Annotated in this window: 9 protein-coding genes; 8 read left to right on the top strand and 1 reads right to left on the bottom strand. The window is 68.7% G+C overall.

Features of this window, described 5'->3' with window-relative positions; genetic code table 11:
• Positions 1-5: 5 nt before the first annotated feature.
• The 5 genes from Q1K70_RS10165 to Q1K70_RS10145 all read left to right on the top strand — a co-directional run bounded on the left by Q1K70_RS10165 (position 6) and on the right by Q1K70_RS10145 (position 7,424).
• Positions 6-722: a hypothetical protein gene (locus Q1K70_RS10165; RefSeq protein ID WP_300158663.1), complete on the top strand. Its 717-nt coding sequence runs from the start codon at positions 6-8 to the stop codon at positions 720-722.
• 185 nt (positions 723-907) lie between these two features.
• On the top strand, positions 908-2,080 hold the full coding sequence (locus tag Q1K70_RS10160; protein WP_300158660.1) for a hypothetical protein: 1,173 nt from the start codon (positions 908-910) through the stop codon (positions 2,078-2,080).
• Between the two features lie 71 nt (positions 2,081-2,151).
• Positions 2,152-3,429 carry an HDOD domain-containing protein gene (locus tag Q1K70_RS10155; RefSeq protein WP_300158657.1) on the top strand — a complete coding sequence of 426 codons (1,278 nt, stop codon included), beginning with the start codon at positions 2,152-2,154 and terminating at the stop codon, positions 3,427-3,429.
• Between the two features lie 31 nt (positions 3,430-3,460).
• Entirely contained in the window at positions 3,461-4,867 is a 1,407-nt protein-coding gene (locus Q1K70_RS10150; protein ID WP_300158655.1) for a sigma-54 dependent transcriptional regulator, read from the top strand.
• 94 nt (positions 4,868-4,961) lie between these two features.
• Positions 4,962-7,424 (top strand): CBS domain-containing protein, encoded by a 2,463-nt coding sequence (locus Q1K70_RS10145; RefSeq protein WP_300158652.1) that lies wholly within the window; start codon positions 4,962-4,964, stop codon positions 7,422-7,424.
• Between the two features lie 158 nt (positions 7,425-7,582).
• Here the strand turns inward: Q1K70_RS10145 and Q1K70_RS10140 are convergent, their stop codons facing one another.
• The gene (locus tag Q1K70_RS10140; RefSeq protein ID WP_300158649.1) at positions 7,583-9,463 is read right to left on the bottom strand and encodes an EAL domain-containing protein; all 1,881 of its coding nucleotides are present in this window, start codon (positions 9,461-9,463) and stop codon (positions 7,583-7,585) included.
• 482 nt (positions 9,464-9,945) lie between these two features.
• Between Q1K70_RS10140 and Q1K70_RS10135 the strand changes: the two genes are divergently transcribed.
• The 3 genes from Q1K70_RS10135 to Q1K70_RS10125 all read left to right on the top strand — a co-directional run bounded on the left by Q1K70_RS10135 (position 9,946) and on the right by Q1K70_RS10125 (position 11,796).
• Positions 9,946-10,128: a ferredoxin gene (locus tag Q1K70_RS10135; RefSeq protein WP_300158646.1), complete on the top strand. Its 183-nt coding sequence runs from the start codon at positions 9,946-9,948 to the stop codon at positions 10,126-10,128.
• Positions 10,129-10,400: 272 nt separating this feature from the next.
• On the top strand, positions 10,401-10,550 hold the full coding sequence (locus Q1K70_RS10130) for a hypothetical protein (RefSeq protein ID WP_300158643.1): 150 nt from the start codon (positions 10,401-10,403) through the stop codon (positions 10,548-10,550).
• Between the two features lie 211 nt (positions 10,551-10,761).
• Positions 10,762-11,796, top strand: coding sequence for a DUF1786 domain-containing protein (locus Q1K70_RS10125; protein ID WP_300158640.1), 1,035 nt, complete (start codon positions 10,762-10,764; stop codon positions 11,794-11,796).
• Positions 11,797-12,126 lie beyond the last annotated feature (330 nt).

The raw sequence follows: 12,126 nt of genomic DNA, 5'->3' as shown, positions 1-12,126 counted from the left end.
CGGCCTTGGCTTGGAAGAAGATACCTCCCGAAGCGGATTATTTCCACTGCGAACCCGGGACTGACTATTTCATCTGCGAGGAAGGCTTCGTCGTCGAGGGGCGTTTCCTGCAGGACGACAACGCCAACCTGGACAAGGCCATCTGGCCCACCGTCCAGGGCAACCGGGCCTACATCCGGGTGCGGCGCAAGGGCGTGGACAAGAAGTTCCAACTGGTGCGGATCTTCGCCGAGCTCTTCCCTGAGCTGCTCTCCGGCGAGATCCAGGTGCGCACCCGCAAAGGGCCCTTCGCCCTGCGTGTGGACGCCGACGCCCGCGACGAGGAACCCGCGCCACGACCGGCCGCTGCAGCCAAGCCGCGCAAGGAAAAGCCCGTGCGCCGCGAGCGGGAGGAGGTCGAGGAGGTCCTGGCCGAGGTCGAGGACGAGCCCGTCCTGGAAGAGGAGGACGACGAGGACGCCGCCTCGCCCGTGTCCGACGCCCGCATCTGCAAGGTCTGCAACCTGCGCAAGCGCTCCTCCGAATTCAGCCCCCGCGAGGACATGTGCCTGGATTGCTACATGGGGCGCGACGAGTTGCTCAAGGAGATCATCGCCCGTCGGCGTCGCAAGACCAAGTCCGCCGCGCCCCGCGTGGTGGAGGAGAACGTGGAGAGCGGCGGCATGGACGACGGCCTGGATTCCTTCGGCCGCATGGATTTCGGCATCAACCTGCCGGAGTAGGGCTTTTCCGTATCCGGAGGCTTTCCCGCCGGGGCCGGTTTCCGCCAGGCGATCCACGCAAGGTGGAGCGCCTGGCAGGAGCCGGTCTCCGCGCGGTGGACCCCTTTCCCGCCCGGGCCAGGTCTCTTCTTCCTGGCCCGGGTTTTGCTTTTCCCCATAGCGGCCTGCTCGCCGTCGAGGTCCCCATGTCCCCAACCGCCAGCGAAAAGGATCAGGACAAGCACGACCAGCCCGCCGCCGGCGCGGGGCTGCGCGAGGCCGACGTGCTGCTGCCGCTGGCCGCGGCCATCTGCGTCGCCCTGGCCTGGTACGTGGTCCTGGACTACGAGCGGGCGGCGGCCGAATTTGCCGCCGTGCTGCCGGAAGTGGCCGCCCGGGTGGGCGCGTTGCGGATCATGCTCGGGCTTTTGAGCGTGGGTGGGCTCGGGCTCGCCTTTCTGGCCGCCCGGGAGTCCCGCCGACGCCGGCTGGCCGAGGATCGGCTGCGCCTGGCCAACGAGGCCCTGGCCGAACGCGTGGCGCGGCGCACCCGAATGCTGGCGCGGCGCACCAAAGCCCTGCGCGAATCCGTGCTGCGCCGCGAGCTGGCCGAACGGCAGGCCGAGGCGGCCTATGCCGCCGGACAGGTCGCGGCGGCCGGCGTCTACCTCCACGGCGTGGGCAACGCCTTGTCCTCCTTCGAAGCCGAACTCCTGCGCCTGGGCCGCGTGCTGGACGGCGTCGGCAAGCTGGGCGTCGCCTTCGACGGCCTGGACGCGGCGTTGGCGGCCGGCGACGGCGAAGGGGCGGTGCGCCACGGCGGCGCCCTGCGCCAGGCCGTGCTCGACCGGGCCGTGCCGCGCCTGGTCGAGCGGGCCGCGGCCCTTGGCGAGATCAAGGAGGGCATGCGCGGCGACCTCGAACGCTATCGCGGCGAATTCGAGCGTAAGGGCCGGGCGCGACCGTGTCTTGCCGTCGTGCGCCTGGACGAAGAGCTGGCCGCCATCCTCGACCGCATGCCGCGCGCCGCCGGGTACGACCCCGTGGTGCGGCGCATCAGGCCCGGCGTCACGGTCAGGCTGCGCAAGGAACCCTTTCTGACGGGCCTGGCGGCGCTCACGCGCCAGAGCCTGGAAGCGGCCGCCGCCGCGGTGGCGGTGAGCCTGGAAGCCCGGCCGGCCGGCGGCGCGGTCATCGTGCTCGAAGGCGTGCCCGAGGCTGAGGCAAGGGAGGCCCCGGTCGCGGCCTTCATCAATTTCCTCAACGAAAACGGCGGAGTCATGCGCTTCGAATCTGCCGCGTCGGGGCATGCGCCAAGGCTGGTGGTGGAGGTCGCCGACGATCCGGGGGACGCGTCGCCCAAGTCCCGGTTTCCTTGACAGGCAGGTCCAATGCCTTATGATCGCGCGACCCGAAATGGCAGGGATTTTCCATCGCGCGGCGGGAGGCAATGGTCAGGCGCAACGTTTCCGAACTGCGGGCAGGAATGGTGCTGGCCGAGGACGTACTGACGCCCGGCGGCCGTTTTCTCATGCCCAAGGGAACGACCCTGGACCACGGGCATTTGAAGTCCCTGCTGGCCTGGAATCTGCCCGACGTCGGCGTGATGGGCGAGGTCCTCGCCGACGCGCCGCCGCCGGTTTCCGACGAGGCGGCCGTGGCCGCCGCGGCCGAGGCGGCGGTCGCCGAACGCCTGTGCCTGCTCGATCCCGAACATCCCCTGACGCCGCTTTTGCACCGTCTGGCATTGGCCGGCGAGATCAGACGCCGCAAGGCCGCGTCCGGCGACGCTCCGGCCGCGCCGCCCCACGACCATGCCCCGCGACCCGTGGAGGATGCGCCTCCGCCCATGGCTTCGCCCGACATGCTCCTTCGCGACGAACCCAAGCTCGTCTCCCCGCCCGAGGTGTACCTGCGCATCAGCGAGGTGCTGCGCGACCCGGCCAGCACCGTGGAGGACGCCGCCGCGAGCATCCGCCACGACCCGAGCCTGGCGGCCAAGCTGCTGCGCCTGGTCAACAGTCCCTTTTACGCCCGCACCATGCGGGCCGTGCGCGGCCGCTTTCCGTCCAAGGTGGACAGCCTGTCCCGGGCCGTGGTGGTGGTCGGCGGCCGCCAGCTGGCCACGCTGGCCCTCGGCGTCTCGGTCCTGCCGCTTTTCCAGGACATCCCGCCGCACTGGGTCAACATGCGGGTCTTTTGGGAGCACAGCGTGGGCTGCGCCGTGGCCGCCCAGGCCATCGCCTCGGCCCTGGGCCGGGAAGGGGCCGAGGCCGCCTTCGTGGCCGGGCTGCTCCACGACATCGGCCGCATCGTGCTTTTCAAGCAGGCCTCGGCTCACATGGCCGCGGCCATGCGCCGGGCCGCCGCCGGCCGCGAGCCGCTGTATCTCGCCGAGCGCGAACTGCTCGGCTTCGACCACGCCGCCCTCGGGGGCTTGCTGCTCCAGAAATGGCAGTTCCCGGCCAACCTCGAAAAGATGGTGCGCTACCACCACGACCTGGACGAGCCGCTTTTCGTCGAGGAACCGGCCATCGTCCACTTGGCCGACTGTCTGGCCACGGCCATGGGCTGGGGCGCAAGCGGCAACCGCCACGTCGCCCGCCTGTCCCCGGCCGCCTGGGACAGCCTGGGTCTCGGGGCCGAGGACGTGGCCCGGCTCCTTCCCGGCATGGAGGCGCGCCTGGCCGAAACCATGCACAGTTTTTTCCCGGACAGGCAGCCGTGACGGACCCCGGCCGCCTGTCCCAGGAGCGCTGATGCCCGCCCGAATCCTGGTCATCGAGGACGACGCGGCCTTCGGGGCCATGCTGACCGAGGCCCTGGCCGCGCGGGGCTACGAGCCCGTCCACGTGGGCTCGGCCGAGGAGGGTCTGGCCAGGGTCAGGATCGAGCCGTTCGACTTGGTCATCACCGACGTCATGCTGCCCGGCATGGACGGCATCGAGGGCCTGTCCCGTCTCAAGGACGCCTGCCCCCAGGCCGAGGTCATCGTCATGACCGGCTACGCCGCCAGGGAAAAGGCTCTGGAGGCCGTGCGGCTGGGGGCCTACGACTTTTTCGCCAAGCCCTTCTCCCTGGCCGAGATGGAGGTGGTGGTGCGCCGGGCCCTGGAGCGTCGCGCCCTGGTGGAGGAGCTGGCCCGGCTCAAGTCCGCCCTGACCTGCGGGCGCGGCCCGGTCGTCGTGGGCCAGTCCCCGGCCATGCGGGCCGTGGTGGACATGGTGCGCCGGGTGGCCCCCCTCGATTCCACGGTGCTCATCACCGGCGAATCCGGCGCGGGCAAGGAGGTGGTGGCCGACGCCATACAGGCATTGAGCCGCCGGTCCCACGCGCCCTTCGTCAAGGTCAACTGCGCCGCCATCCCCGAGAACCTGCTGGAATCCGAGCTCTTCGGCCACGAGAAGGGGGCCTTCACCGGCGCGGTGGCGCTCAAGAAGGGCAAGTTCGAGCTGGCCTCGGGCGGCACCATCATGCTCGACGAGATCGGCGACATGCCGCTTTTCCTGCAGCCAAAGCTCCTGCGGGCCGTGGAGCAGAAGCAGATCGAGCGCGTGGGCGGTTCGCGGCCCATCGACATCGACATCCGCATCATCGCCGCCACCAACCAGGATCTCCAGTACATGGCGGCGGAAAAGAAATTCCGGGCCGACCTCTACTACCGGCTGAGCGTGGCGGCCATCCCCCTGCCGCCCCTGCGCGAGCGCAAGGAGGACCTGCCCCTTCTGGTCGCCCATTTCCTGGAGCGCATCAATCCGCGTGTGGGCGTCAACCTGCGCGGGGTGTCCCGGGAGGGCATGCAGCTTCTTTTCGACTGCGACTGGCCGGGCAACGTCCGCCAGCTGGCCAACACGCTGGAGCGGGCGGCCATCCTCAGCTCGGGCGAGGTGCTCACCGCCGCCGAGGTGGCCCGGGCCCTGGACGTGTCCGCCAGGCCCGCCCCGGCCGAGGCGGCCGCGCCGGCCGCGACCGCCGAGGCCGCCGGCAACCTGCGCGACACCCTCCAGGACATGGAGCGCAACATGATTCTCACGGCGCTTCGCAAATCCGCCGGCGTCCAGAAGGACGCGGCCCGCCTGCTCGGGGTAAGCCCGAAGAATCTCTGGAACAAGATCCAGAAGCACCGCATCGAGGCCGGGGAATACGCCCCGACGCCGCCGCCCTGATCCGCCGCCGATGCGCCGGCGCGTCTTGCCAAGCGGGCGCGTTTCGGGCATCGGCCTCCCACGCGACAGCAGGTTCCCTGCCCGAGGAGGCTTCATGGGCGACAGGCGACTGGCCGAAATCATCTCCCCCGACGTCATTGCCGTAACCCCCGACACGCCCGTGCGCCGGGGGCTGGCCGTCATGCGCGACCGGGGCATCTCCTGCCTGGTGGTGGTGGAGGACGGCGTACCCGTGGGCATCGTCACCGAGCGCGACATCGTCTGGGGCGCGGCCCATCGGGGCGAGACCTTCGCCGACCGGACCATGGGCGAGCTCATGACCTCGCCGGTGGTGGCCGTGGCCGAGAACACCATGCTGGTGGAGGCCTACCACCTGCTGGCCCGCAAGCGCCTGCACCACCTCGTGCTGGTCGACGCGGCCGGCAAGGCCCGGGGCGTGCTCACCCAGTCCGACCTCATCGAGAGCCTGGGCCACGACGCCCTGTCCGAGACCCAGCGGGTGGGCGACATCATGACCCGGGAAGTGGTCTCGGCCCCGGGCAACTGCACCGTGCGCGAGGCCGTGGCGCGTCTGGCGGAGCGCTCCATCTCCTGCCTCATCGTCGCCCGCGACGGCCGGCCGGCCGGCATCGTCACCGAGCGCGACGTGGTGCGCCTGCTCGCCGAAAGCCCGCACATGGGGAGCCTTCGGCTCTACGACATCATGAGCTGTCCGGTGGTCTGCGTCGAGGCCGACCGCCCGGTGTACGAGGCCGCCCTGGCCATGAAGAAGCGCCGGGTGCGCCGCCTGGTGGTGGTGGACGACGACCGGCGGGTGCTCGGGCTCGTCACCCAGTCCGACATCGTGCGGGCGCTCGAGAGCCGTTACGTGCGCACCCTCAAGTCCGCCCTGGCCGAGAAGGACGAGGCCCTGCGCGAGGCGGGCCGGTCGCTGGTGGCCAAGACCGTCTTTCTGGACAACCTCCTGCGCAGCGCCGAGATGGCCATCATGGCCGCGGACGAGACCTGGCGCGTGACCTACGTCAACCCGGCGGCCGAGGAGATGTTCGACCTGGCGGCCCCGTCCCTGGTCGGGCGCGACCTGCGGGAGATCCACCAGCGTCCGGGCATCGACCGGGTCGCCTTCCAGCGGGGGCTCGAGTCCCTTTCCCCCACCCGCAGCCACGATTTCACCATCCGCAAGGAACATCCGGGCGGGGAGCGCACCTACGCCGTGCGCGTCTCCGGCATCTACGACAAGGAGGGCTCGCCGGCCGGGTTCGTGCTCATGGCCCGCGACGACACCGAGCGCCGCCAGGCCGAGGAGAACCTCGAACGCCTCACCCGAAACCTCGAACAACTGGTGGTCGCGCGCACGAGCGACCTCACGGCCCAGGCCATGGAGCTCGAGGAGGCCAACGCGAGGCTTCGCGGCATGGACGAGATCAAAAGCGCCTTTCTTTCGTCCGTGTCCCACGAACTGCGCACGCCCCTGACCTCGCTGCTGGGCTTTTCCAAGCTCATCGCCCGGGATTTCGCGCGCTTTTTTCAGCCCCTGGCCGGCGAGGACGCGGGATTGGTCCGTCGCGGGGCGCGCATCGAGGAGAACCTGCGCGTGCTGTCCGCCGAGGGCGAACGGCTGGCCAGGCTTTTGAACGATTTCCTGGATCTCTCGCGCATCGAGTCCGGCCGCATGGAATGGCGGGACCGGCCGGTGCGCCTGGACGAGGTGGTGCGCCGGGCCGTGGCCGCCGTGTCCGGGCTTTTCGCCTCCCGGCCCGAGGTGGACCTGGAGACGCGCCTGCCCGAGGTCTCGCCCGTGGTCGTGGCCGACCCGGACCGCCGGGAGCAGGTGCTTTTGAACCTCATCGGCAACGCAGCCAAATTCACGGCCGTGGGCGCGGTGACCGTGAGCCTGGCGCAACCCGGGCCGGGCCTTGTCCGGGTGTGCGTGAGCGACACCGGGCCCGGCATCGCCCCCGAGGACCGGGAGCTCATCTTCGACAAGTTCCGGCAGGTGGGCCGCGACCCCGAGGGGTCGGGGCCGGCCAAGGGCACGGGCCTGGGGCTGGCCATCTGCCGCGAGATCGTGAGCCACTACGGCGGGCGGATCTGGGTCGAGCCCGCGCCCGGGCGCGGCGCGGCCTTCCTGTTCGAACTGCCCACGGCCTCGGGCGAAGAGGCCGCCGCGGCTCCGGCCCGGGCACCGGCCCCGCGCAAGGACCGGCCGCTCATCCTGGTGGTGGACGACGACCCGGCCGTGTCCTCGTTCCTCATCCAGTTTCTGGAAGGGGAGGGCTACCGGGTGGCCGCCGCCCACGACGGCGAGTCGGCCCTGGCCGCGGCCGAGCGGCTGCGTCCGGGGGTGATCACCATGGACATGGCCATGCCGGGCATGGACGGCCGCGCGGCCATGGAGGCCCTGCGCCGCGATCCCGAACTGGCCGGCATCCCCATCCTCGTCATCACCGGCCACGGCGATTCGCCCAGCCAGGCCGCCGACGCCGTGCTCCTCAAGCCCCTGGACCCCGACCGCCTGCTCGCCGCCATCGAGAAGCTGCTGGCCGCCAAGACCTAGGCACGCCCCTGGAAACGCCGCGCGTTTCCTCGGGAAAAGAACCGTCCGCGCCAGGCGGCGTCCCCGCCCGCGCGGACATGGCGCGACGCCCCTTTACTGCGGGGGATGCGTGCTTATCTTTTACATGCAAGGGGAAAGGCTCCCCTTTACATATGGGATCAACGACAACAGGGGGACGAGCGAAATAAACGGCAGCCACCATACCGAGCGCATCGAGGCGCCCCCTTTTCCGGGGTTCGCCAGGCGTATGAGGAAGAGTTCGCGAAGCCGCGCTTCGCAACCGGCTGTGTAAGCAGCTCCCGCGCCGACGGCGAATCCCTTTTTTGCGGCGTGGGATCAGGCGATGCGAGGCGGCATGCCCGCGGGGCCGCGCCGTAGCAGGGCGTCGAGCTCATCGCCCGGGACCGGGCGCGAGAAGTAGAAGCCCTGGGCGCTTTCGCAGTGCAGGTCGGTGAGCGGGTGCGGTGCTCGGCCAGCTCCACGCCCTCGGCCACCACTTCCAGGCCGAGCTTGTGGGCCATGGCGATGATGGCCCGCACGATCTCCATGTTCTGCTCTGCCTCGTTCATGTTGCCCACGAACGACCGGTCCACCTTGAGGCTGTCGAAGGGGAAGCGCTGGATGTAGGACAGCGACGAATAGCCCGTGCCGAAGTCGTCGATGACCACCTTGACGCCCAGGCCCTTGAGCCGCTTGATGGTGGCCACGGCCTCGTCGGCGTTGTCCATGAGCACGGATTCCGTGAGCTCCAGGCGCACCAGCGACGGATCGATACCGGCCTCGGCCAGGATGGTCGCCACTTCCTCCACGAAATCCGGGCGTTTGAACTGGCGGCCGGAAATGTTGACGGAGAGCGTCAGTTTCGCGGCGTCGGCGTTGTCCCGGGCCAGCTCCACCATGCGCCGGCAGGACTGGCGCAGCACCAGCGCCCCGAGCTCGTTGATGAGCCCCGTCTCCTCGGCGATGGGGATGAATTCGCTCGGCGCGATGTTGCCCTGCCTGGGGTGGCGCCAGCGGGCCAGGGCTTCGACGCCGGTGATCTCGCCCGAGGAAAGCGATACGATGGGCTGGTAATGCACCGTGATCTCGCCGTTTTCCAGGGCGTGGCGCAAGGCCAGCTCCATCTCCATGCGCCGCTCGGTGACCACGCGCATACCGGCGTCGAAAATCGTATAGTGGTCGCCGCCGTGCTCCTTGGAGCTGTACATGGCGTTGTCCGCGTCGCGCAGCACCTGGTCCGGGTGCTCGTAGGCCGCCGAGCCGAGCACCACGCCGATGCTGCAGGTGACGAAGATTTCCTGTTTTTTCAGGCGAAACGGCGCGGCCAACTGGCGCAGCACGTTGTCGGCCATGGCGCTGGCCTCGTGCAGCCCACCCACGTCCTCCACCAAAATGGCGAATTCGTCGCCGCCGAACCGGGCCAGGGTGTCCACGTCGCGCAGGAGCTTTTGCAGCCGGTTGGCGATGACCATGAGCAGCCGGTCGCCGGTGACGTGGCCGAAGGTCTTGTTGACCAGCTTGAACCGGTCCATGTCCAGATAGAGCACGGCGTAGAGCGCCTCGGGGTTGCGCTTGAGCCGCTTGATGGACTGATCCAGGCGGTTGAGGAACAGCGCCCGGTTGAAAAGGCCGGTCAGGGTGTCGTGAAAGGCGTCGTGGAGGATGTGCTCCTCGAGCTGCTTTTGCCGGCTGATGTCGGAGAGCGTCACCAGCGCCCCGGAAATCGGGCCGGCCAGCGGCGTGGCGCACAAGGCGCGCCAGGTGGGATTTTGCGGCTTGCCGCAGGGCAGGTCCATCTCGTAGCGCGGCGCCTGGCCGCTGAGCACGGAGGACAGGCCCTCGCGCACGCTGGCCGCGGCGGCGGGCTGGAGGATCTTGTCGCAATACCCGGAAAAAAGGCGTCCCCGCGCCTCGCCTTCCTCGATGTCGGCCAAAAGGACCCGACAGGAGGCGTTGGCGGCCAGAATGACGCCGCCCGCGTCCAGCACGGCGGCGTGGTTGGCTAGGGATTCAAGCAGGTTCGCGGATTCTGGCAGCATGGCCCCTGGTCGCTCGTTTCTGCCGCGATGGCGTGCTCAACAGCAATTATTTCAACAAGTGTATGGTTTTTGAGCATGATCGTCAAAGGCCAAATCAACTGGCCTGGTACGCCGCCGCGGACCGCACGGCCGCAAGCAAGACGAAGGGCGTACAAAATGGTGATATTATCTAGGATATTGGCCTAGCGCGGACATTTTGCCCGTTCTTGACTTTTCGATTGCGCCCCGTCATAGACGAACTTCCCGGGCAACGTGCCTTGCCCGGGCGTTGCGCCGGCGCGCGCTTGCCGCGAGGGCGGGGCCGCCGTACACGGAAATGCGGACGGGCATCTTCCAGGGTGAGCGCTCTCCCTGGAGCGGCTGAGGGTTTGTGGGAACATCCTGGTAACATAGGGTTCAAAGTGAGCCGGACGCCGCTCGGGAGCTTTCAGGGAAAGCCGGGCAAGGCGACGTCGGGCCAAAACCTTTTAGGAGGACCGGACATGGCCATTGTTATCGACGACGATGCTTGCATGGGTTGCGAAGCGTGCGTGGAAACCTGCCCCGACGCTTTCGAGATGAACGGCGACGGCGACAAAGCCATTGTGAAGGATGCCGATGCCGAGGCCGATTGCGTGGACGAGGCCATTGACGCCTGCCCCGCCGAAGCCATCAGCAAATCCTGAATGTGACGGTCCCCCAAAGGGACACCCCGCGCCGGGAAACCGGCGCGGGTTTTTTTGTTTCAAAGGGAGCGGGACAAGGGGATACGGGCTGGGATAATTGGATTTTCGAATCATGGCTGACGCCACAATTCAGATTGCCTCTAAGCCCCCGGCGCGATCGGCCGATAAGAAGCGTGAAGGCCTCCCCGGATGGAGGGAGGAGAAATGAAAAAAGGAACGCTTCTTGCTTATGAAAAAGCGTCAGGGGGCTCCCCCCCGTCCGAGGTGGCATCATGAACCGACTGCGCAACTACCTGCAACACCGGCTCAACCCCGTGCATATGTACTGCCGGCTGCTCGATTTCGGACTGGCCAGCGGCAGCGCCCGGCGCGTGTGCTCCGTCTACGAACGCTTCATCTACAAGGGCCTCCTGTTTCATTAGGAAACGCCCCTCAAGGCCGGACCCGACCGCCCGCCGCGTCGCGCCCCGCGGCGTCGCCGGGCCACGGCCGCCTGCACCGCTCCCCCGCCTGTGTGCAATTTTTTCCCACGCCCCACACGCTTTGAGTCGTTTTCGTAACAACCGCCCCGCACCTTGAGCCACGCCGCGTTTGGGCGTACTCATCCCAGCCACCCAGAGCAAGGAGGCGGCGATGGCCCTACGCGCGCTGTGCCTGGACATCGGGTCCGGCACTCAGGACGTCTACTACCACCAGCCCGGACTGGAACCCGAAAACTGCCCGAAATTCGTCCTGCCGGCCCCGGCCCGGCAAGTGGCCGCCCGACTGGCCGCACTGACCGCCGCCGCCAAGCCCGTCTACCTCTGCGGCCGAAATATGGGCGGCGGCTTCTTTAAGACCTTCCGCGCCCACCTCAAGGCCGGACTGCCCCTGGCCGCCCACCCCGACGCCGTCTGGGCGCTCACCGACGATCCCAAGCGCCTGCGCGACACCATGGGCGTCGTCGTCACCGAGCACCGGCCCGCCGGCTACGTCCCCCTGCACCTGGCCGACTACGAGCCCGGCTTCTGGAACGCCTTCCTGGCCGCGGCCGGTCTGCCCGAACCCGAACTCGTCGTGGCCTGCGCCCAGGACCACGGCCTGCACCCCGGCAAAAGCAGCCGCGAAGGCCGCTTCAGACTCTGGGAACGCTTCCTGCGCGAAGCCGACGGCCGGCCCGACGCCCTGGTCTACGAAACGCCGCCCGCCGAACTCACAAGGCTCGCCACCCTCCAGCAATCCATGGGCGGCGGCCCCGTGGCCGACTCCGCCGCCGCCGCCATCCTCGGACTGCTCACCGACCCGGACGTCAAAGCCAAATCCAACGAAACCGGCGTCATGCTCGTCAACGTCGGCAACAGCCACACCGTCGCCGCCCTCGTCCACAAAGGACGCATCCACGGCATCTACGAACACCACACAGGCATGCTGCCCGCCGACGAAGTCTGGAACGACCTCGAACGCTTCCGGCGCGGCGACCTCACCAACGCCGAAGTCTTCGATAAGGGCGGGCACGGCTGCCTTACCCTGCAACTGCCCGAACAGGCCGGCATCTTCCCCTATACCTCCGTCATCGGACCCAAACGCGCCATGCTCGCCGGCTTCGACGTCGAATTCCCCAGCCCCGGCGGCGACATGATGCTCACCGCCTGCTTCGGCCTCGTTCACTGGCTGCAAACGCACAAGTAGGCGAGTGGGGGGCGGATAGGTGGGTGGGTGATGCCTCCGGTGGCCGGGGCGTTGCCCTGGACCCATCGGGGCGTTGCCCCGAACCCCAGCAGGGCTCTGCCCTGCACCCGCCGGGGGGAGTCACTCCCCCCGGTCCCCCCGTCCGGCGTGGTTTGGCGAGGGTGGCTGCGGTCACCGGTGCGGTTGCCATTGGCGGACCGAAGATGGGGGCGGAATTTTCCCTGCCGCTGCCGCCGCTTCGCGGCAGGCTCGGCAGGAAAAATTCCGCCCCCAGGCCGTCGCCTCTTCGAGGCGAGTTCTTGGAATTTTTGCTTTGAAAGCCTCTTCTAG

It is taken from the genome of Solidesulfovibrio sp., from assembly GCF_029978005.1.
In the GTDB taxonomy this organism is placed as follows: domain Bacteria; phylum Desulfobacterota; class Desulfovibrionia; order Desulfovibrionales; family Desulfovibrionaceae; genus Solidesulfovibrio.
This window is presented reverse-complemented; position numbering and strand designations above follow the sequence as displayed.